The following is a 23,241-nucleotide window of genomic DNA, read 5'->3' on the forward strand; positions in this document are numbered from 1 at the left end:
GCGCGTGTTACAGCAACTCGTACTCCATCACTTCGAGCGGCGTCTCGCCGCCGTTCGTGAGCACCCGCGTGCCGGCTTCGGTGAAGAAGGCATCGCCCTTGTGCAGCGTGGTCTGCTTGCCGATATCGCCGGGGCTCTGCTCGATCAGCCGTTCGCCCGACAGCACGACACGCAGGCCGGGACCGAACTGCCGATACGGCGCGGCAATCTCACCGGGCTGCAAGCGCAGACGCCAGCCACGCACGCGCGCTTTGTCGAGCACCAGTGAAAATGCGCTAACACCCGAGCGGTCCGCATTGCCATAGTTGCCGCGTTCGAGCGCGATCACCTCGAAGGCGATCTGATGAATGAGCGCGTCGCCGATGTTGCTCACCTGGTCGACGATGCCCGACGTCTGATAGTCGCCGAAGCGCACCGAGCCGGTCTTCATATCGACCACCTTGCCGCCGTGTTCGTCCTTGCGCTGGATGTAAGCGCGCGAGCCGTTGACGATAGTGTTGACGAAGGTCAGGTTCTGCGCGTGCCACATGGTCGACTCGCCGGGGCGGATCATCACGCGCATCACCCGCATCTGGCTGTTCTGCATGACGACGTGGTGACGCGGCTCCTCGGCGGTCGGCACGACCCGGTTGCCCGCCGCGGCCGCCGAGGGCGGCGGACCCGGATCGGTCTCCGGTGCGCTATCGTTTTCGCTCGCGGCCTGCGCCGGGGTGGGCAGCAACGCCGGAGCGACCGCAAGGATGGCCGCGCTCGCACCGTGCAGCAATGCGCTTCTGCGCTGGTTATCGATCTTCTCCGGCGCTACCTGACTTTCACTCACTTGCCTGCACTCCCTTTGCAACGTTGTTGACGGCCTGACGCGTTTTTTTTCAGGCCTGGGTCGAATCGAGCGCGGGCTCCCGGTTGCTCGCCTGCGACGTGATGAAGAAAAGCATGGCCAGCACGCCGAGCAGATCGATGCCCGCGCCCACCAGAAAACCGCTGTCGTAGCCGCCCAGGCGTTCGACCGCCATACCCATCAGGGCCGGCCCGACCACGCCGGAAATGTTCGCGATCAGATGCACGAAGCCGCCCACGCCGCCTACATGCTCGGCTGGGATCAGTTCGTGGATCGTCGCCCAGCATCCCTGGCACGCGGCGGAGAGAAACATCACCGCGAGCGCCACGAGCGTGACGATCACGGCCGTCGACTGCGCGTGCCCGACGCACAGGATCGAGATGCCCGACAGCGCCAGCGGCACGATCGCGCTCATCTTGCGAGCCAGCAGCTTGTTGCGCATCCGCTTGAAAAACATGTCCGCGACGATGCCGCTGCCAAAGAAGCCGATGCCGCCGCACAACCACGGAATCACGCTGACGATGCTCATGGCCTGCAGGCTCAGATGCAGGCCATCGGTGAAGTAGCTCGGCATCCACGAGATGAACACGTAGAGCATGTAGTTGGCGGCGAACAGACCCGCGGCGACGGCGAGCGTGCTCGGCCGCACGAGAAACGATTTGAGCGGCGCATTGCTCTTGCCGGCCGCGAGTTCCGCGTTGTGCCGGCTGGTTTCGATCATCTCGCGTTCGGCGGCGCTCACGCGCTTGTTGTTCGCGGGACGGTCGGTGCCGAACAGCCACCACGCGGCGAGCCACACGAGGCCTAGCGCGGCGATCACGACGAAGGCGACCCGCCAGCCCAACGCGTACGCGGTGAGGCCGACGATCGGCCCGGCAATCGCGCTGCCCACGGTTTGCCCGGAGAACGTGAAGCCGATCATCGTGGCGGTTTCCTCACGCGGAAACCAGTTGGTGATGGTGCGGTTGGTGGTGGCGTTCATCGGGCCTTCACCGAAGCCGAACAACGTGCGCAGGAACAGCAGCGACACGAAGCCGCCCGCCGTCGCCGTCAGTCCGCAGACGAGCGACCAGCCGCCCATGGCAACCGAAAACACGCGGTGCGGGCCGTACCGGTCCGCGAGCCGGCCGCCAACGAAGGCGAACAGCGAATAACCCACGAAAAAGCTGCTGAAAATAAAACCCATCTTCGACGGCGAGATGTTCAGTTCCTGTTTCAGGATAGGCGCGACCACGCCCAATGCGGCTCGGTCCATGTAGTTGATGGCGCCTGCGAGAAACAGCAGGGTGGCCACGACATAGCGGTACTTTCCGGTTTTCATCTCGTCTCCCAAATGAATTTGATTCGCTGTTTTTATGTGCCCGGGCTTCGCGCTAGCGACGTCGCCTCTATGCCCGACTGCTTCGGATGAGTTCCGCATGGTTCTGTCCGGCGTGTCAGGCGAAGTTCGCTATGGCGACCCAGTTGGCGTCGCGACCGCCGTCCACGTGGTCGAGCAGATCGAGCCGACCGTTCGAACGGTCGATGCCGTACAGCGCCACGCGGGTGTCGTTCTGCCCGGCCGCGATAAGGAAGTCGCCTTGCGGATCGAGCGCGAAACTGCGCGGACTCGCGACAGTTTCAACAGTGTCGAGACGGGTGACGCGTCCGCCAGATGGGTCGATCGAGAAGTGACTCAACAGGCCGCGCGTGCGCTCCGACGTGTACAGCGAGCGGCCATCCGGCGACAGGTGAATGTCAGCGCAATAGATGGAGTCGGGCGGGGGCGTGTCGTCTGCGCCCGGCGTGACGCCGGAGGGCGGGCGCGCGCGGCCCGGCACCATGCCCGCTTCGGCGGGTATCGACGACTCGCATTGCAATTCGGCGAATGGCAGGTCCGCAGAAGTCCGTTCGAATACCGTCACCGTGCCCAGCAGTTCACTGAGCACGTAGAGGAAGCGGCCGTTCGTAGACAGCACGGCGTGGCGCGGGCCCGAACCGGAGGGCGCCTGCAACGTGTACGCAGGCTCGTTCGCGAACCGGCCTCGAGCGGCATCGAAACGGTACGCCGCGATGCGGTCGCTGCCCAGATACGGGACGAACACGAGGTCGGAGTGCGGATCGGGCAATGTGGCGTGCGGCTTGTCGCCACCGGCGAGCGTGCTGGCCGGCTCGCCGTGGGGGAGTCCTCGTGCATCGAGTTTGAACGTGGCCAGCAGATTCGCGCCATAAGAGGCCGCGAGCAGCCATTGGCCCGATTGATCGAGGCGCAGATTCACGAGGCTGTTCGCGACCGGCGTGTTCGCTAGCGGACTCAACCGGCCCGTGCTCGTGTCGATGCGATAGCTCACCAGCGCGAAGGGCGCACGACGGACCGCCGCGTGCAGCGTCGCGGTTCGCGGATCGATGACGATGGGCATGACCAGCGGGGCCGCCTGGGTCCGCGAAACGGGCAGCAACGATTTGCGCGCGCGGTCGAGCCGGTAGCCGCCGATATCGCCATCCTGCGCATTCGAGACAAAGACGAAGGTTTCTGCCATGACCCTGCTGACGGCGCCTGCCGCGTTCCCTATGAAGAAGTAGAAGCCGATCGATCCTGAGACTGACGGAGCACCTGAAAAATGGCACCGATTACATTTGTCGCGAGCTTACTCGGCAAGAAATGCTTGTCTAGCGTATCGATTGGCTTAATAAAACAGCCTGCCTGACGGCGTCAGCTGAAATCAGCACAACATTGACGAGCCGAATGAGGCCATAATACACTAAAATTTGTAATCGATTACAAATTGAGGCAACTGTCCTGACCGCGATGGTCGGGCAGCACCAGGAAAAGCTGGCTATGAAGAACCCTACAATAAACGGTGTCACGACCGACGCCGCAGACCCGCCGCAAGCCCTCAGCAAGCCGGCGCCGGCGGCGGTGCCGCGCGCGCTGCGCGATCTTCTCGCGCTGGACGATTTCGAGCGCCACGCGAAGCGCGTGTTGCCGCCGATGATTTTTCAGTACGTGGCCGGGGGCGTGGAGACACAAACTTCGGTGCGCACGGCGCGCGACGCGTACGGCCGTTACGCGTTTCTGCCGCGCATGTTCGTGGACGTGTCGGGCCGGGATCAGGGCGTCACGTTGTTCGGGCAGCGTTACGCGCATCCGTTCGGCATTCCGCCGCTCGGCGGGTCGGCCTTCGTCGCGTATCGCGGCGATTTGCGCTTTGCCGAAGCGGCCCGCCGTCGCGAGATTCCGATGATCCTGAGCGCCTCCGCGCTGATTACGCTGGAAGACGTGATCGCCGAGAATCCGCACGCCTGGTTTCAGGCCTATCTGGCGGGCGATCAGCCGCGGATCGACCGGCTGGTCGAGCGCGTCGAGCGAGCGGGCTACGAAACGCTCGTCGTGACCGGCGACACGCCGATGCTCGGCAATCGCGAGCACAACATCCGCAGCGGCTTCAGCATGCCGATCAGGATGACGCCGGGGGTCATGTGGCAAAGCGCGTTGCATCCGCGCTGGTTGCTCGGCACGGTCGCGCAAACGTTTCTGAAACACGGTGCGCCGCATTTCGAAAACACCGACGCCGAACGCGGGCCGCCGATGATGTCGAAAAAGGTCCGCAATACCAACAAGCGCGACGAGCTCGCGTGGCGCCATGTCGAAGCGATCCGCAAGCGCTGGAAAGGCAACCTCGTGGTCAAGGGACTCATGACGCCCGCCGACGTGCGGATCGCGCAGTCGTGCGGGGCGGACGGCGTGATCCTGTCGAATCACGGCGGCCGTCAACTCGATTACGCGATCGCGCCGCTGGAAACGCTGGAAGAGTGCGTGTCGTTCAAGAAAGACATGAAGGTGATGATCGACAGCGGCATTCGCCGCGGCACCGATGTGATCAAGGCGATGGCGCTGGGCGCGGACTTCGTGTTCGTCGGGCGGCCGTTCCTGTACGGCGCGGCGCTAGCTGGTGTGGATGGCGTGTTGCACGCAATCAGAATTCTGGGCGACGAGATCGATCGCGACATGGCGCTGGTCGGCGTCAAACGGCTCGACGAGCTGACGCCCGAGCACGTGCGGCGGGTGGCGTAAGTCGCATGCCGCGGTGTACCGTGGCTTACTGATCAAAACCGGCAGGAGTTCTTTCATGCAGCAACAATCAACCCGTCGTCCCGTGCGTTTGATGTCGGGGTTCGTCGTACAGACGCCGTTCGGCGTGGACGTGATACCGCGCTTCGAGCAGTCGGGCGGAGCGGTGCAGATCGAGTGGAACCCGACCTCCGTGCTGCTCAGGGAAATCGACGCGGGCAGTCGCGCGGACGTTCTGCTCGTCACGCGTGAAGCCATGGATGAACTCGTTGCGAAGGGGATGGCCGACGCCTCGACGCGAGTCGAGTTGCTCAGCTCGAATCTGGGCGTCGCGGTGAAACGAGGGGCACCCCATCCGCGTATCGCGAACGTGGATGAGTTTCGCGAGGCATTGCTCGACGCGCGTTCGGTCGCGTATTCGAATGCTGGGGCGAGCGGCATCTACTTTGGGAAGCTGATTGCCGAATGGGGCATTGCCGAGACGCTGAATGCACGCGCAACGATCATCAAGGATGGTCTTGCGGCGGAGAAGTTGCTGAGCGGCGACGCGGATCTCGCGATCCAGCAGATTAGCGAACTGCTCTCGGTCGAGGGCATCGAGATTGTCGGACCGTTTCCGCCGGGTGCGCAGAAAGCGCTTTCATTTTCGGCGGCGTGTTTTGTTGGTACGGACAATCTGGACGAAGCGAAGCGCTTCATCGCCCATATCGACGATGCCGCCGCGCGCGATACGTATCGCCGCTATGGGCTCGATCCGGTTTGACCGGCTTCCCGGCGTTAAGCCTTGCCGCAAGCCTTGCATCAAATCCGGCATCAAACCCGGCATCAAGCCGCAGTAGAACGCGCCGTGCGCTGGCGGCGCTTTCCCGTTGCGCTGACGGGCGCCGGTCCGGTGCTGCTGCGGACGATCAACGCTGTCTCGATGCGCGGTGATGTAGCCGGATGCGGCAGGTTGTCGAGGCAGCGCAGCAGATAGTCCGCCGCCTGCTCGCCGAGTTGCGCAAGGTCCACGCTGACCGTGGTCAGCGGCGGTGCGAGATGCGCAGCAAAGTCGTAGTTGTTGAAGCCGACGACCGACAGATCGTCCGGCACCTTCAGTCCTTTTGCCGAAGCGGCGAGCAACACGCCGAATGCAAGCTGGTCGTTGCCGCAGACGATGGCCGTCGGCCGGCCGGTCGTGGCGGAGAGCATCTTCAACGCCGCCTGGCGCGCTTCGTTCAACGTGAACGCGTCGTCGACGATGCGCTCGGCCGGCAGTTTGAAGCCGCCGCTGGCCAGACGTTTGCGAATGCCCCGAATGCGGTCGGTGACGCGATCGTTGGTCGGCGGCGTACCGACGATCACGCCGATATCCGCATGGTCCAGCTGCATCAGATGGTCCGCGATCAGATGACCGATGGCGACGTTGTCGTAGCCGATGCTCGGGCGCTGCGGATCGATGGCGAGAATCTGGATGCAGGGCACGCGTTGCTGATCGATTCGCTCCCACATTTTCGGGTCGTGCGTACGTCCGACGATCATCAGCGCATCCACACCATGGCCGAGCAGCTTCGTCACTTCTTCCATTTCGACGGCCGGATCGAAATCGGAACTCGCCAGCAACAGCGTGTAGCCTGCCGTGTGCAGCCGCCGTTGAAACGCGTTGAGCGAGCGTGAAAAAGTTTGCGTCTCGATGGTCGGCACGACCGCGCCGATGGTGAACGTGCGGTTCAGCGACAGCGCGCGGGCCGCGCCGTTCATCACATAGCCAAGCGCGTCGCACGCCTGGCGCACCGCCTCCCGTTTGTCCGCGCGCACGGCTTCCGGGTGGTTGAGCACACGGGATACCGTCGCAGTCGACACGCCCGCGAGACGTGCGACATCGCCGACGTTCACGCGCGCACGGCCATCGGCTGCCTGCTGATCGGATTCCGTTGCCATGGGTTCGCGTCTCCTGACTGAATGATCTAGTTATGCGGTCGCCGTGATTATGGCCTGAAACACGGCTTTCTTTGCCTAGCGCTCGTGTGCCTGGCCTTCGACGAGCGCGCGCATTTGCGCGACTGCCGCATCCGGTGCCGTCAAGACCGGCACCGAGACTTTCTGCCGGACTGCTTCGGCCGCGCGGGAGGTGGAAAAGTGCGCGAGCATGATCGCGTCGCAGTCGGACAGTTCGGGAGCGCGCTCGGCGACGAGCCGGTTGTGCGACTCCACGTCGCCCTTGCGCAGCAGATCGATTGCGTCGGCCACGATGATGGTTCGCAAACTCGCCTGCACGCCGGCTTCACGTACGTACGCATCGAATTCGTCGGTCATGGTGGAGACCGACGGGCCGAAGGTGGCCAGCATACCGATCTTGCTGCCCTGCGCGATAGCCGCCTGGAACATCGCTTCGTTCGGTTTCAGCACCGGCACGCCGGCGCGGGAAGCGAGCACGTCGATGGCGGGCCCGAATGCCGAGCAGGTGACCAGGATGCCGTCGGCGCCGATTTGTTTGCCGTACATGCCGAAGCCGACGAAGCGGTCGATCATGCCCTGGCTCAGGTCGGCTTCGCGCGCGCGGTCGATGGTCAGGCCGTCGTCGAGCAGATTGACCGTCTCCGCTTCCGGCCAGTGCGCCGCGAATGCCGCGTGGATGGGTTGCATGGCCACGGGCGTGGCATGGAGCAGAACGATGCGGGACATGGTTTTTCCTGTCGAAAACGCGATGTCTAAATTGTAACCGATTACAAATTTGAGAGGGGGCTTGTGTGCAGATTGGTCGAGCGGAGTAGAGTGTTGCGCGTGCTGGCTTCGCATCTGATCCGAAACCACGATTGCCGGCGCATGCGGCATGCAGCATGCAGAAGCTGTACTTATCCCAATCTTAGAGACAACTCACTTTCCCTTAACCGATGAAATCCATTCAACAGAAATCGATCGCCTTCGTATTGGCGCTGGGCACGTTTGCGTCTGCCCCCAGCTTACCGTCTGCCTACGCGGCAGACTTGCACGTCATGACGTCCGGCGGATTTACCGCGGCTTACAAGCGCCTGGGTCCCGGCTTCACCGCAAAAACCGGCAATACGCTCGACACGATTCTCGGGCCGTCGATGGGCAAGGCGCCCGAATCCATCCCGAACCGGCTCGACCGCAACGAGCCCGCCGACGTGGTCATCATGGTGGGTTATGCGCTCGACGATCTGATCAAGCACGGCAAGGTCGTTCCCACCTCGCGCGTCGAACTCGCGGACTCGCGCATCGGCATGGTGGTGCGCGCCGGTGCGCCGAAGCCCGATATCGGCACGGTGGACGCATTCCGGTCGACGCTGCTGCACGCGAAGTCCGTCGCTTACTCGGATAGCGCGAGCGGTGTGTATATCGAGCGCGAGATGTTCACGAAGCTCGGCATCGAGGCGCAGATCAAGCCGAAGGCGACCATGGTGCCCAGGATCCCGGTGGCCTCGGTGGTTGCGAAAGGCGAATACGAACTCGGCTTTCAGCAGGTGGCGGAATTGCTGCCAGTGCCGGGCGTGACTTTCGTCGGCAAGATTCCGGAAGACGTGCAGTCGGTGACGCGCTACGCCGCGGGCATTCCGGTGAATGCGCCGCATCCGCAGGAGGCGAAGGCGTTGCTCGATTATCTGTCGTCGCCGGCGGCTCAGGCCGACGTGAAGGCGACGGGACTCGACCCGATCGCCGGCCGCTAGGGTCCGCGGCCTGAGTCAGGCCGCGAAACCCTGCGCGCAAGACCCCTCAAAAAATCACATACACCTTGCGCATCGTCTCCTCGACTTCCCACAGGCCCTCGGTATTCGCCTCGAAGAACAGCGTATCGCCGCTCGTGAAATGAACGGTCTCTTCGTTGTCGGGCGTGAAGCGACCCCGCCCGGCGATGAAGTGCATGACTTCGGCCTGTTTCACCGAGCGACGATACGTGCCCGCCGTACATTCGAAAATGCCGGTGTCGATGGCTTCGCTGCCCTTGATCACCTTCTGAACGCCCGACACCTGAATCGGCGTGGTGCCCGGCAGGCCCGCCTTGCCCCAGTCCTCGAGATTCTGCAGTCCCACGCTTTGCTTGATCTGCTGCACCTTCATGTTCGCGCTACCTTTTTGATGAGTGAATAACCGCTTCAACGACCGGAAGTGCGGGTGAGCGTCTCTTCGACCTTGCCCAGCCGCACGACGGTGACGCCCGGGCGCAACTGCCGCAGTGAAGGCATCACGAGCATGCAGTCGTCGTAGGGCGTGCGGACGGGTTCGCCGTTCGACCAGCCGATCACCGCGCCCGCTTCGGGGAAAATCTCCAGTCCCGTGTAGGGCGCGGCAAAACGGAAGTCCATGCTGGTGGCCACCACCGGTTCCGTCACGCGCACGATGTGCTGCAGCGGCGGCAACGCCGCCATCCAGCCCGCCGGCAAATCCGTTTCGTCGACCACACCCGCGAGCAACAGAAACCGCGCGGTAGTGTCGCGTGCAACTGCCACAGCGCCCTTTTCCCAGTGCTGTCCGCATTCGATCAGCAGCGCGTTCTTCGGGCTGGCGTTATCGCCAAAGCCTTCGTAATCGCGCATCCGGCGGCCTTCCGGATGACCTTCGTCGCAGATCACCGTGGCCGGCGTGCCGAGCCGCACGGCCAGGTCGATCCCTTTCCGCAAGGGTCCGGCGACGATCAGCGGTTTGCTTTTCTCATGCATGGAATGCAGGTCGAGCAACGCGTCCACCGTGTCGATGACGGGCCGCATCTCGCGCGCACGCGCCAGTTCGCTCGAGGTACGCGACGGGTCGTCGAGCACCGCGGCGGTCCATACGCGATTGAAATCCTGATCGACGAAGCGCGCCGCATCCGGGTTCGCGGGATCGAAGCGCAGATAAGCGCCGACGTTCGCGAAGCCCAGCGTCAGCCGCCCGCGACGCGGCCGCAAACCGAGCCGCAGCAGTTCGTCGACGACGATCGCGCCGCACACTTCGTTGCCATGCGTGAGCGCGTTGATCATGACGTGCGGACCAGGCAAGCCGGAGTCGAACGTATGCACGTACGCGATACCGGACGCCGACTGCTCGTGCGCGGAAATATCGGGGAAGTCGACTTCGATCGGATAGGCCGTCATGTTGATCTCCTCAGTCATTCGAGATTGCCCTGACACAGGTATTTGATCGACAGATAGTCGTCGAGCCCGTACTTCGAGCCTTCGCGACCATAGCCCGATTCCTTCACGCCGCCGAACGGCGCAGCTTCGCTCGCGACCGCGCCTTCGTTGATGCCGACGATGCCCGCCTCGAGCGCCCGCGCGACGCGGTCGATCCGTTTCACCCCTTCGCTATAGAAGTAAGCGGCGAGGCCGAACGGAGTGTCGTTGGCGGCGGCGACGGCTTGCGCTTCGTCGTCGAAACGGAACAGCGGCACGATCGGCCCGAAGGTTTCTTCACCGTTCAGCAGCATGCCCGCCGTTGCGTCGGCGAGCACGGTGGGCGCGTAGTAGTGGGGGCCCAGTTCGACGAGGCGCTTGCCGCCGGTCAGCACGCGCGCGCCTTTCGTCACGGCGTCGTCGACATGGCGGGCGATCTTGTCGAGCGCCCGGCTATTGATCATCGGTCCGATCTGCGCGGCCGGGTCGGTTGCGGGGGCAACTTTCAGCGCGCCCACACGCTCGGCCAGCAGCGCGCCGAAGCGTTCGTACACGCCGGCTTGCACGTACACGCGATTCGGACACACGCAGGTCTGCCCGCCGTTGCGGAACTTGGCGGCCATCAGACCGGTGACGGCGGCATCGAGGTCGGCATCGTCGAACACGATGAAAGGCGCGTTGCCGCCCAATTCCAGCGACAGCTTCTTGAGCGTTTCGGCCGACTCGCGCGCCAGATACTTGCCGACCGGCGTCGAACCGGTGAACGTGATCTTGCGCACGCGCGTGTCGTGCAGCCAGTCGGCGACGGTCGCGACCGCATGGTCGCGCGACGCCGTAATCAGGTTCAGCACGCCCGCCGGCAGCCCGGCCTCGTGCGCGAGCAGGACCAGCGCCGACGCCGTGAGCGGCGTGTCTTCCCCCGGTTTGGCGACCACCGTGCAGCCGGCGGCGAGCGCCGGCGCAATCTTGCGCGCGATCATCGCGAGCGGAAAATTCCACGGTGTGATCGCGGCGACGATGCCGATGGGTTCCTTCACGGCCGTCATCCGCTTGCCGCGCTGTTGCTGCGGAATCAGATCGCCGTAAATGCGCGTGGCTTCTTCCGCAAACCACGCGACATACGACGCGCCATAGGCCACTTCGCCTTTGCCTTCCGCGAGCGGCTTGCCCTGTTCGAGCGAGATCAGCGCGCCGAGCGCGTCCTGATTCGCGACGATCAGCGCGTGCCAGCGGTGCAGCACGGCCGCGCGGTCCTTCGGCAGCAGTGCGCGCCAGGCGGGCAGGGCGCGAGCGGCGGCATCGGTCGCGGCGCGCGCATCGGCGGGGCTGCTGTCGGCTACCTCGGCGATGGTCTCGCCGGTGGCGGGGTTGGTCACCGCGAAGCGGACGTTGTCTTGCGCGGCCGTCCATTTGCCGTCGATAAAATTGTCGGCGCGAATCAACTCGCCCAGTTCGAATGTGCGTGTCATGGAAAATCCTTGCGGTTAGCCGAGTTTCTTCGCGATGGCCTGGCCGACTTCGGTCGTAGTCGCCTTGCCGCCGAGGTCGCCGGTATGCGGGCCTTCGAGCAGGGTCGACTCGATCGCGGCGAGAATCGCGTCGTGCGCTTCACGCTCCTTGCCGCTCTGATTGCCGAGGAAGTCGAGCATCATCGCGGCCGACCAGATCATCGCAATCGGATTGGCGATGTTCTTGCCCGCGATGTCCGGCGCCGATCCATGCACCGGTTCGAACAGCGACGGAAACTTGCGGTCGGGATTCAGGTTGCCCGACGGTGCGAGGCCGATCGTGCCGGTACAGGCCGGACCGAGGTCCGACAGGATGTCGCCGAACAGATTGGTGGCGACCACCACGTCGAAACGATCCGGGTTCAGCACGAAGCGCGCGCAGAGAATGTCGATGTGCTGCTTGTCCCACGCCACGTCGGGATACTGCGCGGCGACCCCGGCCGCGCATTTGTCCCACCACGGCATGCTGATCGCGATGCCGTTGCTCTTGGTGGCGACGGTGATTTTTTTGCGCTTGCGGCGCTGCGCGAGATCGAAGGCGAACTTCAGCACGCGCTCGCTGCCGTGGCGGGTGAACACCGACTCCTGCAGCACGAATTCACGCTCGGTGCCTTCGAACATCACGCCGCCCACCGATGAGTATTCGCCCTCGGTGTTCTCGCGCACGATCCAGAAGTCGATGTCGCCGGCTTTGCGTCCCGCGAGCGGCGAGGGCACGCCGGCAAAGAGGCGCGCCGGGCGCAGATTGATGTACTGGTCGAATTCGCGGCGGAACTTCAGCAGCGAGCCCCACAGGGAGATATGGTCGGGCACCATGTCCGGCCAGCCGACCGCGCCGAACAGAATCGCGTCGGCCGATTGCAGTTGCGTCTTCCAGTCGTCCGGCATCATCTTGCCGTGTTTGGCGTAGTAATCGCAGCTGGCCCATTCGATGTGCTGGTACTCCAGTTCGATGCCGAAGCGGTCTTTCACCGCGTCGAGTACACGAATGGCTTCGGGCATGACTTCGACACCGATGCCGTCGCCGGGAATGACTGCGATGCGATATTTCTTCGACATGTTTCTGCTCCTCCATGGGACATTCGACGATTCGATAACGGCTATTTTATTCCTGCCAATTAAGACTAAAATGGTCGATCCAGTTAAGCCACTGTGCACGATTCGTGTACAAACCACCGACCCATGGATGCTCTTCCATCACCGGATCTCGGCGATTTACGCGTGTTTTGCGAGGTCGCGCGCAAATCGAGTTTCAGCGCGGCGGCGGAAGCCCTGTCGGTGTCCGCGGCCTATGTCAGTAAACGCATCAACGTGCTCGAGACTACGCTCGGTACGCGTCTTCTGCACCGCTCGACGCGCCGGGTGGCGATTACCGAGGCCGGCGAGCGCGTGTATAGCTGGGCCGAAAAAATTCTCGACGACGTCGAACAACTGGTGGAGGACGTCTCCACCACCCGCCGTCTTCCCGCGGGCAAGCTGCGCATTTCCAGCAGCTTCGGCTTCGGCCGCCGTTTTGTCGCGCCGTCGCTGGCGCGCTTCTCCGAGCGCTATCCGCAATTGAGCGTGCGGCTCGATCTGTTCGACCGTCTCGTCGACGTCGGCGGCGAAGGCTTCGATCTGGACGTGCGCATCGGCGACGAAATCGCACCGCATCTGATCGCGCGGCGGCTCGCGTCGAATCATCGCGTGCTTTGCGCATCGCCCGGCTACATCGCGAAGCAGGGCGCGCCACGTCAGTTGGCCGACCTGTCGTCGCATGCGTGTCTCGCGATCAAGGAGCGCGATCATCCGTTCGGTTTGTGGCGGTTGACCGTGCGCGGCGAGACCGTGTCCATCAAGGTCACCGGGCCGCTCTCGACCAATCATGGTGAAGTCGCCGTGCAATGGGCGCTAGCCGGACGCGGCATCGTATTGCGCTCGATGTGGGACGTGCGGCCATTACTTGAAAGCGGGCAGTTGCAGCAGGTATTGCCCGAGGTCACGCAACCGGCGAACCTGTGGGCCGTGTATCCGGCGCGGCTCGCGCAGTCGGCGAAGGTAAGGGTGTGCGTGGATTTTCTGAGTGAAGAGTTCGCCGGCTGGAGTCCGCCGGACGATGCGGGCAGTGAATGAGCCCGCACGACGATTACGGGTGGTTCTGTGAGAACAGCGTTTCGAGCGGGTAGTGGCTCTTCACGAACGGCGACTTGATGATCACGAAGCTGAAGTACTTCTCGATACCGATATCGCGTTCCAGCAGCCCCTCGATAATGCTTTGATAGTGGCTGACACTGCGCGTGATGAACTTGAGCAGGTAGTCGTAGCCGCCGCTCGCCAGATGGCATTCGACGATCTCGTCGACGTCGCGAATCGCATTCACGAACTTGATGAAGTCTTCCCGCCGATGGTCGGCGAGCGTGACTTCGGTGAAGACGATTTGCACGTCGCCGAGTTTTTCCAGCTGGATTTGCGCACCGTAGCCGACGATATAGCCGGCTTTCTCCAGACGCTTGACGCGGATCAGGCAGGGACTCGGCGAAAGGCCGACCTCGTCGGCCAGTTCGACATTGGTGATGCGGCCTTTTTTCTGCAACTGGGACAGTATGCGCAGATCAATCCGGTCTAGCTTGCAGTCGCTGCTCATCGTAACGTTGTCGCTCCGGCGAAGGGGGGCAGAGGGCTTGGCGTGCCGTCTACTCTAGCATGCAGCGGCCGGCGTTCTGAGCTTCAACGCAGCGCGCACGTCGGGTTGAGCGAGCACGTCGTCGAGGGTTTTTTCGAGCCGTTCGAACAGCAGATCGAAGTCGTCCCCAGTGTACGAGAGCGCTGGTGCAAAGCCAAGAATATTGTCGCCGAAGGCCCGGAAAATCAGGCGGTTGTCATAAGCGGCCGCGGCGATTTTCTCGGACAGCTTCAACGCCGGGTCGAAGCGCGCCTTGCTGTCTTTATCGGCGACCAGTTCGAGCGCACCGAGCAGACCGCGGTAGCGTTGCTGGCCGACGAGCGGATGCTCGAGCAGCGCGTCGAGACCGCGTGCAAAACGCGGCGCATGGGCGACGCCATTCGCGAGAATGCCGCCTTCGTGATAAAGGCGCATCACCTCGAGACCGATCGCCGCGCTCACCGGATGCGCGGAATACGTATGCCCGTGGCCGACTACCGCTTCGGCGTCGCTGTCGGCGAGACCCTGATAGATCTCGTCGGACATCAGCACGGCGCCCATCGGCGCATAGCCCGCGGTCAATCCCTTGGCGACGGTCATCATGTCCGGCTCGACGTTCTCGCCCTGGCAGGCAAACAGCGGTCCCGTGCGGCCGAACCCGGTAATGACCTCATCGGCGACGAACAGGATGCCGAGCTTGCGGCAGGTATTGCGCATCGCCGTGAGCCAGCCGACTGGCGGCACGATCACACCGCCCGAGCCTTGAATCGGTTCGCAGAAAAATGCGGCGACGTGGTCGGCGCCGAGTTCGGCGACCTTCGCTTCGAGCGCGGCGACCGAGCCCGCGATCAATGCGGCGTCGTCGGCGAAGTCGTTGCGATACGCGTACGGCGACGGCAGATGATGCTGGGTCGGCAGCGGCAGATCGAAGTTGCGATGGAACGCGGGGAGGGCGGTGAGTCCGGCACTCGTCGACGACGAGCCGTGGTAGCCACGCTCCAGCGAGATGATGTGCTTCTTCGCCGGGCGGCCGGTAGCGTTGAAGTAGTGCGTGATGAAACGGATGGCCGAGTCGACCGCGTCGGAACCACCGAGCGTGAAGTACACGTGCTGCAGCGAAGCGGGCGAGACGTCGACCAGCTTTTGCGCCAGTTCGATGGCCGGTTCGGAGCCGAAGTGAAAATAGCCGGTGGCGTAGGGCAGTTTCTGCATTTGCGCGGTGGCCGCATCGACGATGCTCTGCTGACCGTAGCCGACGTTCACGCACCAGAGTCCGGAAAACGCGTCGAGCAGTTCGTTGCCCGCCGCATCGCGCAGAAACGCGCCGCGTGCGGATTCGAGGACGGTGACGCCGCGCGCTTCGTGCGTGCGGTAATTGATGACCGGGTGAATCAGATGCTTGCGGTCGGCTTCGATGAGCGATTGAATCGGCATGATGGTTTCTCGTCGCGGGGAGGGCTGTTGACCGTCTCATACTACTGATCGGCGAGCCCTCCCCGCTCCGCTAAACAATTGCCCGAAAAGCGTGCACGACGCGTTTTGATGGGCCGCTTTAGCATTTTCTGCTGCACTGCGCTCAATAGCCCTGGGCGCGGTCGACCTGACCGATCATCGGCAAACCTTCACGGTGACGGCGCAGGTTCTCCAGCACGACTTCGACCGCCGACTCCGGCCGCGTTGCACTGGCGATATGCGGCGTGATGCGCACGCGTGGATGCGTCCACAACGGATGCCCGGCCGGCAACGGCTCGGGATCGGTCACGTCGAGAATCGCGTTCTGCAACTGGCCGCTCTCGAGCGCCGCGAGCAGGTCCGGCTGATTCAGATGCGGACCACGCCCTGTCTGGATGAGCGACGCGCCGTGCGGCAGCTTGGCGAACAGTTGCGCGTCGAGCAAACCGCGCGTAGCCGGCGTGAGCGGCAACAGGCAGACGAGGATGTCGGTGCGCGCGAGAAACGCATCGAGTGCGGCTTCGCCCGCAAACGTGTCGACGCCTTCGATCTCGCGAGCCGAACGGCTCCAGCCTGCGCATGCGAACCCGAAGAGTCGCAGGCGTTCCAGCACGGCCGTGCCCAGCACGCCGAGACCGAGCACGCCGACGCGCCGCTGGCTGGCCGGCTTCAGCGGCATTTCGCGCCAAACCTGCTGCTGTTGCTGCAACCGGTAGTCGAACAGGTCGCGATGAATCGTCAGCACGGCCTGCGTCACGTATTCGACCATGCCCTCGACGATGCCCGGCTCGATCATCCGCACCACCGGCACATGCGCCGGCACACCGGAGAGGTCGAACTGATCGATGCCCGCGCCGACCGAGAACACGACTTCGAGGTTCGGATAAGTGCGCGTGGGATCCTCGGGCGGTTGCCATGCGGCCAGATAACGGACAGCGGCCGGATCGCCGTGATCGGGCCAGATATGAAACGGCAGGTCGGGCGCCTTCTGCGCAAAGATATCGGCCCACTGCGCGCCGCGCGCCGGGTCCGCTTTATAGAGGAAAGCCATGTCGGTCAGCAGATTGCCTGATTGATGATGCCGTATTGCAGGCAGCGCAAATTGTCACCGCTGCTCGCAGGTTGGTCCAGCGGCGCATGACGGACCATCTTGACGACGGTGTCCACGCGCGGCAGCCCGAGTTGCTCCAGCCATTCGGTCAGACCGCTGTCGCCGGGCGTGTCGATGCGCACGAACACGCCTTCGTTCAGCGCGAGCCAATGGCTGATCAACGCCTTCGCGCGGCTCGCGTCCTCCGAGGCGGGTGCAACCACCGGGCCGATCGCAAAGCCGCGGCCAAAGCGGCGAAACAGCGCGAAGCCGATCAGCTCGCCGTCACGGTCGAGCGCGATGCCGTCGGCCGCGTCCAGCAATACCGGTAGCACGTCGCTGCGATCCAGCCCGCTTGCCTGCGACGCCAGTTGCACGAGCCGCGCGGTATCGCTCGACCCGAGCGGGCGCAGACGCTCGCCCGGCGGCAAGGACACGAGCGGCGGCTGGAACGCCGCGCCCTGATGCTGGTCGAGCGTGCCGATCGCGCGAAAGCCGAGCTTCTCATAGAGAGGCTGGCCTGCCGGGGTGGCGTGCAGGAACGTGACGCGCTCGCCCAGTGCGTCGAGCACCCGTTCCATCAACTGTCTGCCGATGCCGCGCCCCTGACGGGCCGGCGACACGATCACCATTCCGAGCGACGCGCTCGTCGCGCCATATTTCCAGCACAACGCGGTACCGATCACACCGCTTCTGTCTTCCGCGACAAAGCCCTCGCCCAGCAGGGCCACGAATCTCCAGTCGTCCGCGCGATGCGGCCACTTGAGCTCGACCGTCAACGCGTGCGCGGCAGCGATGTCGTCGGGGGTGAACCGTCTATAGGTGATCGGATCGGTAATCGAATCGGACACGCCGTGCTCCCTGTATGACTGATGGCTTACGCGTCACTGTGTCATCGGTGGCGCCATGTGACTAGGACGATCTTTCTATCCAGGGTCTCGCAAAGGGCTGTGCACGCATTCGATGCAAAACGCCAGGTGCGGACACGCATTACAGGTGAGTTCTGCTGTATGGCGATTTTTGTCGGCGATTTATGCCACGGGTGCGGCTCTACGATGGAGTTCATCGCGACGGCGTTCGACGAATGCCCAACGCGGACCACCAGCCAGTCATAGAGGATCCCTTTTCATGGACAGCTTCAATCCGGCCGACGTCACGATTCGCAGCGGACACTATATTGGCGGCGATTACGTGGATGCGGGCGCCGAGACCCGCATCGAGGTGGCGCGGCCGTCGGACGGCGTGGTCTACGCATCGGTACCGGTCGCCGACCCGGCGATGGTGGACCGCGCGGTCGACAACGCCTGGCAGGCTTTCCGGCACAGCGGCTGGGCCCGCATGGCGCCGCGCGAACGCGCGAAAATTCTGCGCCGCTTCGCCGACCTCGTGGAAGCCGATGCGCCGAACCTCGGCCGGCTCGAATCGCTCGGCTCGACGCGTCCCATCGCTCAGGCCATCGGCTGGGACGTGCCGTTTACCGCCGAAGGCATCCGCTTTTACGCCGAGTTCGCCGACAAGCTGGGCGGCGACGTTGCCGCCACCGACCACGATCATCTGGGCATGACGATCGCCGAGCCGTATGGCGTGATCGGTGCCATCGCGCCGTGGAATTTCCCGCTGGTGATGGCCTCGTGGAAGATCGCGCCCGCGCTCGCCGCCGGCAACGCCGTGGTGTTGAAGCCCTCGGAAATGACGCCGTTCTCGGTGCTGCGGCTGGCCGAACTGGCCGTTCAGGCCGGCGTGCCCGCGGGCATTTTCAACGTGATTCAGGGCGATGGCCGCGTCACCGGCGACGCACTCGTGCGCCATCCGAAGATCAGCAAGGTCACCTTCACGGGCTCGACCCGCACGGGTGCGTCGATCATGGCCGCGTGTGCGAACAGCGGCACCAAGCCGGTGACGCTGGAGCTGGGCGGCAAGAGCCCGCAAATCGTGTTCGCCGACGCGCCGCGTCTGGACGACGTCGCGCGCCGCATCGCCGGCGCCATCACGGGCAACGCCGGGCAGGTTTGCGTGGCGGGCTCGCGGCTGCTGGTCGAGCGCAGTCTCGCGGAGCCGCTCGCCGAGCGCATCGGCAGGATTTTCGCGGAATTGCGGCCGGGCCCGACGTGGGCCGCCGGCACGACGCTCTCGCCGATCATTTCGGCGCCGCAGGCGGCCCGTATCGAAGGCATCGTCGGGCGCACGCTGGACGCCGGCGCGACGCTCTCGTACGGCGGCGTCCGTGCAGACGGCGGAGCCGACGGCGCGTTCTATACGCCGACGCTGCTCACCGGCGTGACCGTGCATTCGGAAGCGGTCCGCGAAGAGATTTTCGGACCTGTCCTGACGCTGCAAACCTTCGATACCGAAGAAGAGGCGCTCGCGCTCGCCCAGCATCCCGATTACGGCCTCGCGGCCGGCGTGCACACCGCCGACCTGGGCCGCGCGCTGCGCTTCGTGCGCGGACTCGAAGCGGGCACCGTGTGGGTCAACCGCTATGGCCGCACGGCCGACTTCATGATTCCCACCGGCGGCTACAAGCGCTCGGGCATCGGCAAGGACCTCGGGCGTCAGGCTTACGAAGCGAACCTGCGCTTCAAGAGCGTGCTGATCGATCTGCGTGCTTGATTGCCGTTAACCCTTGCACGGAAAGGGCTTCAAGGGAGTCGCCGCATTCTGTGCTGTAGCGCCCGCAAAAACGCATGGTTTGTGTCACCGGCAGCGCCCGAATCAACCGCATCTATGTTTTTGCACTGATTAAATCTTTTTCAGGCATGAGCTTTCCCGCCTCATGCAACCCGTTGCTGTTTTCGCCCAAAGAGCTCCGATTGCGAGTTCACCATCACGATAGGACTGCACCATGATCGATTTCGAACCGAAGTACATCACCTTCGACTGCTACGGCACGCTGACCAAATTCCACATGGCCGACATGACCCGCGAGATGTTCGGTCATCTGCTGAGCGCCGACGACCTGGAAAAGCTCATCGCGTTCTACTCGGGCTATCGCCGCGACGAAGTGCTCGGTGCATGGAAGCCGTATCGCGATGTCGTGGTGAACGCGCTGCGCCGCGCCTGCAAGCGCATGAACGTCGAGTTCGACGAAGTGGAAGCCGAAAAGATCTACACGGCCGTGCCGACCTGGGGCCCGCACCCGGACGTTCCGGAAGGCCTCGCGCGCCTCGCCAAGAAGTACAAGCTGGTGATTCTCTCGAACGCGTCGAACAACCAGATCCAGAGCAACGTCGACAAGCTCGGCGCGCCGTTCCACAAGGTCTTCACCGCCGAGCAGGCGCAATCGTACAAGCCGCGCATGCAGGGCTTCGAGTACATGTTCGACCAGCTCGACTGCAATCCCGAAGACGTGCTGCACGTGTCGTCGAGCCTGCGCTACGACCTGATGACCGCGCACGATCTGGGCATCAAGCACAAGGCTTTCGTCAAGCGCGGCCACGAACCGTCGACGCCGTACTACCAGTACTACGAAGTCAACGACATTCCGCATCTCGCTTCGGAACTCGGCCTGTAAGCCGGTTCTCCGACCCGCGCCCTCTTAAAGGACAGACCGGATGAAGCTCGATTCCTACTGGCTCGATACCGCACCGCCGCTGCGCTCGGCAAGCGACGGTCCGGTCGACGGCCAAACCGATGTGGCGGTGATCGGCGGCGGCTTCACGGGCCTGTCGGCGGCGCAGGCGCTGGGTCAGCGCGGCGCTTCGGTCACCGTGCTCGACGCCGGCCGCATTGGCGGCGGTGCATCGGGGCGCAACGGCGGACAGGTCAACACCGGTGTCGCGCAGGACTTCGCGGCGCTGGTCGCGCAACTCGGTGTGGAACGCGCGAGCGCCTGCTACCGGGCGTTTTCGGATGCGGTCGATACGGTGGAGCGTCTGGTCCGCGAAGAAAACATCGACTGCGACTACATCGCGACCGGCAAGCTGAAGCTCGCGTCGAAGCCACATCATCTCGCGCATCTGGAGAAGACCGCCGAAGCGATTCGCCGTGCAGTCGATACGGATATCGAACTGATCGATGGCAACGGTATTCGCAGCGAAATCCAGTCCGACAGTTTTTACGGCGGACTGCTGCAACGGCACGGCGGCCAGATGCATATGGGCAAGTTCGTCATCGGCCTTGCCGAAGCCGCCGTGCGCCGCGGCGCGAAGATTTACGAAAACGCGGCGGTCACCGGTATCGCGAAAGAGGGCGGCGGCTTTCGCGTCACCACCGCGCGCGGCGAAGTGCGGTCGAAGCAGGTGCTGATCGCGACCGGCCCGTCGCGGCACGGTCCGTTCGGCTGGTACCGGCGACGGCTTGCGCCGGTCGGCTCGTTCATCGTCGTGACGGAACCGTTGGCCCCGGCGGTGCTGGCGCAACTGTTCCCGAACCGGCGCGCGTACACCACCACGCGTCTGATGCACAACTACTTTCGCGTGACGCCCGACTCGCGTCTGCTGTTCGGCGGCCGCGCGCGCTTTACCGCGTCCGAGCAGCCATCCGACGCGCGCAGCGGCCGAATCCTGCACGACGGCCTGACCGCGATGTTTCCGACGCTCGCCAGCGCCCGCATCGACTATTGCTGGGGCGGTCTGGTGGACATGAGCGCCGACCGTTTTCCGCACGCCGGCCAGCACGACGGCATCTACTACTCGCTGGGCTACAGCGGTCACGGTACGCAGATGTCGACTCACATGGGCCAGGTGATGGCCGACGTGATGGACGGACACGAAGACCGCAATCCGTGGCGCGAAGCGGACTGGCCGGCGATTCCCGGCCATACCGGCAAGCCCTGGTTCCTGCCGCTCGTGGGCACGTACTACCGCATCAAAGACATGTTTTATTGATCGTTCGTTTGTTCGACTGGCCAGTTCCACCTCCCAACCTCCCTACCTTGCAGCCCACACTGCTCACCCTCGCGGAGAAGTTCGATGAATAAGGAAAACTCGCAACCAGGCGCTCATCAACTCGGCATCGAGCTGGAGCGATTGACGGCCAAAGGCGCCTCGCGCCGCGGCGTGCTGCGCGCCCTGGGCGCTGCCGGGATGATGTCGGTCACGGGCGGCGGCCTGCTCGCCGCCAGCGGCGCAGCGCTCGCAGAGGCGAAGCCGAAGCAGGGGGGCAAGATTCGCGTCGCGACGCAATCCGCTTCCGCGGCCGACACGCTCGATCCCGCGAAAGGCGCGCTCGGCACCGACTATGTACGCGGCTTCATGTTCTACAACTGCCTGACCGAACTCGACGCGCATCTCGGCGCGAAGATGTCGCTCGCGACTTCGCTCGACACGAAGGATGCGACCGTGTGGGTGGTCAAACTGCGCAGCGGCGTGCAGTTCCACGACGGCAAGGCGCTCGCGCCCGCCGATGTGGTGTATTCGATCATGCGTCACAAGGACCCGGCCACCGCGTCCAAAGCGAAGACGCTGGCCGATCAGATCAAGGACGTGAAGGCCACGGGCCCGAACGAGGTGACGATCACGCTGGAAGGCGCGAACGCCGACCTGCCGGTAATTCTCGCGACCTCGCATTTCCAGATCATCAAGGACGGCACGAAAGACTTCAAAACGGCGATCGGCACGGGTCCGTTCAAGGTCAAGGAGTTCTCGCCGGGCGTGCGTACCGTCGGCGTGCGCAACGAGAAGTACTGGAAGACGGGGCTGCCGCATCTCGACGAAATCGAACTGATCGGTATCGGCGACGAATCGGCGCGCGTGAATGCGCTGCTCTCGGGCGACGTGCAACTGATTAACTCGGTCAGCCCGCGTTCGACCACGCAGATCAAGGGCGCCGGCGGCTTCGGCGTGCTGGAGACGAAAACGGGTCTGTACACCGACCTGATCGTGCGCGACGAGGGTGGCATTACCGGCAACGACGATTTCCGCCGCGGCATGATGTACCTGCAGGACCGCGAGCAGATGCGCCGCGCGATCTTCCAGGGCTACGGCACGATCGGTAACGACCAGCCTGTCGATCCGACCAACAAGTATTACCTGGCCGGCTTGCCGCAACGCCCGTTCGATCTGGACAAGGCGAAGTTCCACTTCCAGAAGGCCAAGGTCGGCAGCGCGCCGATCCAGATCTTTGCGTCGCCGGCAGCGGAAGGCTCGGTCGAAATGGCGATGTTCCTGCAGCAGGTCGCGCCGCAAGCCGGCCTGAACCTGCAGGTGTCGCGCGTGCCGTCCGACGGCTACTGGTCGAATCACTGGATGAAACATCCGCTGGGTTTCGGCAACGTCAATGCACGCCCGAGCGCGGACGTGATCTTCACGCAGTTCTTCAAGTCCGATGCACCGTGGAACGAAGCGAACTGGAAGAGCCCGAAGTTCGACCAGATGCTGCTGGCCGCACGCGGCGAACCGGACGACGCCAAACGCAAGCAGATCTACGGCGACATGCAGGTGCTGGTGCATGAGAACGGCGGGATCGGCATTCCGCTATTCCAGAGTTCCATCGACGCGTACACGAGCAAGCTCAAAGGTCTCAGCTCGATTCCGCTCGCCGGTCTGATGGGCTTCATGTTCGCGGAAAACGTCTGGCTCGAAAGCTGAGCCTCGCGCCCGGCCCTGCAACACGCACGCTGCGTATTCCGCGG

At 63.9% G+C, this 23,241-nt stretch carries 21 protein-coding genes; 8 read left to right on the top strand and 13 right to left on the bottom strand.

All coding sequences use genetic code 11. From position 1 onward, the window contains the following. Positions 1-7 precede the first annotated feature (7 nt). The 3 genes from FQ746_RS34425 to FQ746_RS34435 form a co-directional block, all read right to left on the bottom strand. Positions 8-820, bottom strand: coding sequence for a cupin domain-containing protein (locus FQ746_RS34425; protein WP_144114262.1), 813 nt, complete (start codon positions 818-820; stop codon positions 8-10). A 49-nt stretch (positions 821-869) separates the two neighbouring features. Further along, positions 870-2,159, bottom strand: coding sequence for an MFS transporter (locus FQ746_RS34430; protein ID WP_144114263.1), 1,290 nt, complete (start codon positions 2,157-2,159; stop codon positions 870-872). Positions 2,160-2,274: 115 nt separating this feature from the next. Next, positions 2,275-3,357: a lactonase family protein gene (locus FQ746_RS34435; RefSeq protein WP_144114264.1), complete on the bottom strand. Its 1,083-nt coding sequence runs from the start codon at positions 3,355-3,357 to the stop codon at positions 2,275-2,277. Positions 3,358-3,656: 299 nt separating this feature from the next. Here FQ746_RS34435 and FQ746_RS34440 point away from each other — a divergent pair, with 299 nt between their 5' ends. Further along, complete coding sequence (locus FQ746_RS34440) at positions 3,657-4,892, top strand: alpha-hydroxy acid oxidase (protein ID WP_144114265.1); 1,236 nt, start codon at positions 3,657-3,659, stop codon at positions 4,890-4,892. Positions 4,893-4,947: 55 nt separating this feature from the next. Next, complete coding sequence (locus tag FQ746_RS34445; protein ID WP_222105921.1) at positions 4,948-5,652, top strand: molybdate ABC transporter substrate-binding protein; 705 nt, start codon at positions 4,948-4,950, stop codon at positions 5,650-5,652. A gap of 62 nt (positions 5,653-5,714) precedes the next feature. Here FQ746_RS34445 and FQ746_RS34450 read toward each other — a convergent pair whose 3' ends face one another. Then, positions 5,715-6,809 (bottom strand): LacI family DNA-binding transcriptional regulator, encoded by a 1,095-nt coding sequence (locus FQ746_RS34450; protein ID WP_144114266.1) that lies wholly within the window; start codon positions 6,807-6,809, stop codon positions 5,715-5,717. Positions 6,810-6,884: 75 nt separating this feature from the next. Continuing rightward, the gene (locus FQ746_RS34455; protein ID WP_144114267.1) at positions 6,885-7,553 is read right to left on the bottom strand and encodes an aspartate/glutamate racemase family protein; all 669 of its coding nucleotides are present in this window, start codon (positions 7,551-7,553) and stop codon (positions 6,885-6,887) included. Between the two features lie 209 nt (positions 7,554-7,762). Between FQ746_RS34455 and FQ746_RS34460 the strand changes: the two genes are divergently transcribed. Continuing rightward, positions 7,763-8,557, top strand: a complete 795-nt coding sequence (locus FQ746_RS34460; RefSeq protein ID WP_144114268.1) for a substrate-binding domain-containing protein — start codon at positions 7,763-7,765, stop codon at positions 8,555-8,557. A gap of 46 nt (positions 8,558-8,603) precedes the next feature. On the opposite strand, the gene FQ746_RS34465 is transcribed toward FQ746_RS34460, so the two are convergent. From FQ746_RS34465 to FQ746_RS34480, 4 genes are read right to left on the bottom strand one after another with little or no spacing between them, the layout of a single operon-like run. Further along, entirely contained in the window at positions 8,604-8,948 is a 345-nt protein-coding gene (locus tag FQ746_RS34465; protein WP_144114269.1) for a cupin domain-containing protein, read from the bottom strand. Positions 8,949-8,983: 35 nt separating this feature from the next. Continuing rightward, positions 8,984-9,961 carry a succinylglutamate desuccinylase/aspartoacylase family protein gene (locus FQ746_RS34470; protein WP_260854277.1) on the bottom strand — a complete coding sequence of 326 codons (978 nt, stop codon included), beginning with the start codon at positions 9,959-9,961 and terminating at the stop codon, positions 8,984-8,986. 14 nt (positions 9,962-9,975) lie between these two features. Then, entirely contained in the window at positions 9,976-11,448 is a 1,473-nt protein-coding gene (locus FQ746_RS34475; RefSeq protein ID WP_144114270.1) for an NAD-dependent succinate-semialdehyde dehydrogenase, read from the bottom strand. 15 nt (positions 11,449-11,463) lie between these two features. Continuing rightward, on the bottom strand, positions 11,464-12,546 hold the full coding sequence (locus FQ746_RS34480) for a tartrate dehydrogenase (protein WP_144114271.1): 1,083 nt from the start codon (positions 12,544-12,546) through the stop codon (positions 11,464-11,466). 123 nt (positions 12,547-12,669) lie between these two features. Between FQ746_RS34480 and FQ746_RS34485 the strand changes: the two genes are divergently transcribed. Beyond that, positions 12,670-13,599, top strand: coding sequence for a LysR substrate-binding domain-containing protein (locus FQ746_RS34485; protein WP_144114272.1), 930 nt, complete (start codon positions 12,670-12,672; stop codon positions 13,597-13,599). Positions 13,600-13,612: 13 nt separating this feature from the next. On the opposite strand, the gene FQ746_RS34490 is transcribed toward FQ746_RS34485, so the two are convergent. The 4 genes from FQ746_RS34490 to FQ746_RS34505 all read right to left on the bottom strand — a co-directional run bounded on the left by FQ746_RS34490 (position 13,613) and on the right by FQ746_RS34505 (position 17,509). Continuing rightward, positions 13,613-14,110: an Lrp/AsnC family transcriptional regulator gene (locus FQ746_RS34490; protein WP_144114273.1), complete on the bottom strand. Its 498-nt coding sequence runs from the start codon at positions 14,108-14,110 to the stop codon at positions 13,613-13,615. A 54-nt stretch (positions 14,111-14,164) separates the two neighbouring features. Next, the gene (locus tag FQ746_RS34495) at positions 14,165-15,562 is read right to left on the bottom strand and encodes an aspartate aminotransferase family protein (protein WP_144114274.1); all 1,398 of its coding nucleotides are present in this window, start codon (positions 15,560-15,562) and stop codon (positions 14,165-14,167) included. Between the two features lie 142 nt (positions 15,563-15,704). Next, positions 15,705-16,631 carry a 2-hydroxyacid dehydrogenase gene (locus FQ746_RS34500; protein ID WP_144114275.1) on the bottom strand — a complete coding sequence of 309 codons (927 nt, stop codon included), beginning with the start codon at positions 16,629-16,631 and terminating at the stop codon, positions 15,705-15,707. A gap of 5 nt (positions 16,632-16,636) precedes the next feature. Beyond that, positions 16,637-17,509 carry a GNAT family N-acetyltransferase gene (locus FQ746_RS34505; RefSeq protein ID WP_144114314.1) on the bottom strand — a complete coding sequence of 291 codons (873 nt, stop codon included), beginning with the start codon at positions 17,507-17,509 and terminating at the stop codon, positions 16,637-16,639. A 289-nt stretch (positions 17,510-17,798) separates the two neighbouring features. Here FQ746_RS34505 and FQ746_RS34510 point away from each other — a divergent pair, with 289 nt between their 5' ends. The 4 genes from FQ746_RS34510 to FQ746_RS34525 all read left to right on the top strand — a co-directional run bounded on the left by FQ746_RS34510 (position 17,799) and on the right by FQ746_RS34525 (position 23,197). After that, the gene (locus FQ746_RS34510; protein ID WP_144114276.1) at positions 17,799-19,280 is read left to right on the top strand and encodes an aldehyde dehydrogenase family protein; all 1,482 of its coding nucleotides are present in this window, start codon (positions 17,799-17,801) and stop codon (positions 19,278-19,280) included. A 232-nt stretch (positions 19,281-19,512) separates the two neighbouring features. Next, complete coding sequence (locus FQ746_RS34515; RefSeq protein ID WP_144114277.1) at positions 19,513-20,181, top strand: haloacid dehalogenase type II; 669 nt, start codon at positions 19,513-19,515, stop codon at positions 20,179-20,181. 40 nt (positions 20,182-20,221) lie between these two features. Continuing rightward, positions 20,222-21,496 carry an NAD(P)/FAD-dependent oxidoreductase gene (locus FQ746_RS34520; protein ID WP_144114278.1) on the top strand — a complete coding sequence of 425 codons (1,275 nt, stop codon included), beginning with the start codon at positions 20,222-20,224 and terminating at the stop codon, positions 21,494-21,496. A gap of 84 nt (positions 21,497-21,580) precedes the next feature. Next, positions 21,581-23,197, top strand: a complete 1,617-nt coding sequence (locus tag FQ746_RS34525; protein WP_144114279.1) for an ABC transporter substrate-binding protein — start codon at positions 21,581-21,583, stop codon at positions 23,195-23,197. The last annotated feature ends 44 nt before the right edge of the window (positions 23,198-23,241 follow it).

It is taken from the genome of Paraburkholderia sp. BCC1886, from assembly GCF_900996245.1.
GTDB lineage: Bacteria > Pseudomonadota > Gammaproteobacteria > Burkholderiales > Burkholderiaceae > Paraburkholderia.

What these genes read in the sequence shown, in the direction of transcription:
- FQ746_RS34450 (WP_144114266.1), bottom strand. Translation starts at nt 6,809, where the DNA reads ATGGCAACGGAATCCGATCAGCAGGCAGCCGATGGCCGTGCGCGCGTG.
- FQ746_RS34435 (WP_144114264.1), bottom strand. Translation starts at nt 3,357, where the DNA reads ATGGCAGAAACCTTCGTCTTTGTCTCGAATGCGCAGGATGGCGATATC.
- FQ746_RS34490 (WP_144114273.1), bottom strand. Translation starts at nt 14,110, where the DNA reads ATGAGCAGCGACTGCAAGCTAGACCGGATTGATCTGCGCATACTGTCC.
- FQ746_RS34455 (WP_144114267.1), bottom strand. Translation starts at nt 7,553, where the DNA reads ATGTCCCGCATCGTTCTGCTCCATGCCACGCCCGTGGCCATGCAACCC.
- FQ746_RS34475 (WP_144114270.1), bottom strand. Translation starts at nt 11,448, where the DNA reads ATGACACGCACATTCGAACTGGGCGAGTTGATTCGCGCCGACAATTTT.
- FQ746_RS34440 (WP_144114265.1), top strand. Translation starts at nt 3,657, where the DNA reads ATGAAGAACCCTACAATAAACGGTGTCACGACCGACGCCGCAGACCCG.
- FQ746_RS34520 (WP_144114278.1), top strand. Translation starts at nt 20,222, where the DNA reads ATGAAGCTCGATTCCTACTGGCTCGATACCGCACCGCCGCTGCGCTCG.
- FQ746_RS34525 (WP_144114279.1), top strand. Translation starts at nt 21,581, where the DNA reads ATGAATAAGGAAAACTCGCAACCAGGCGCTCATCAACTCGGCATCGAG.
- FQ746_RS34485 (WP_144114272.1), top strand. Translation starts at nt 12,670, where the DNA reads ATGGATGCTCTTCCATCACCGGATCTCGGCGATTTACGCGTGTTTTGC.
- FQ746_RS34470 (WP_260854277.1), bottom strand. Translation starts at nt 9,961, where the DNA reads ATGACGGCCTATCCGATCGAAGTCGACTTCCCCGATATTTCCGCGCAC.
- FQ746_RS34445 (WP_222105921.1), top strand. Translation starts at nt 4,948, where the DNA reads ATGCAGCAACAATCAACCCGTCGTCCCGTGCGTTTGATGTCGGGGTTC.
- FQ746_RS34460 (WP_144114268.1), top strand. Translation starts at nt 7,763, where the DNA reads ATGAAATCCATTCAACAGAAATCGATCGCCTTCGTATTGGCGCTGGGC.
- FQ746_RS34465 (WP_144114269.1), bottom strand. Translation starts at nt 8,948, where the DNA reads ATGAAGGTGCAGCAGATCAAGCAAAGCGTGGGACTGCAGAATCTCGAG.
- FQ746_RS34515 (WP_144114277.1), top strand. Translation starts at nt 19,513, where the DNA reads ATGATCGATTTCGAACCGAAGTACATCACCTTCGACTGCTACGGCACG.
- FQ746_RS34510 (WP_144114276.1), top strand. Translation starts at nt 17,799, where the DNA reads ATGGACAGCTTCAATCCGGCCGACGTCACGATTCGCAGCGGACACTAT.
- FQ746_RS34500 (WP_144114275.1), bottom strand. Translation starts at nt 16,631, where the DNA reads ATGGCTTTCCTCTATAAAGCGGACCCGGCGCGCGGCGCGCAGTGGGCC.
- FQ746_RS34480 (WP_144114271.1), bottom strand. Translation starts at nt 12,546, where the DNA reads ATGTCGAAGAAATATCGCATCGCAGTCATTCCCGGCGACGGCATCGGT.
- FQ746_RS34495 (WP_144114274.1), bottom strand. Translation starts at nt 15,562, where the DNA reads ATGCCGATTCAATCGCTCATCGAAGCCGACCGCAAGCATCTGATTCAC.
- FQ746_RS34430 (WP_144114263.1), bottom strand. Translation starts at nt 2,159, where the DNA reads ATGAAAACCGGAAAGTACCGCTATGTCGTGGCCACCCTGCTGTTTCTC.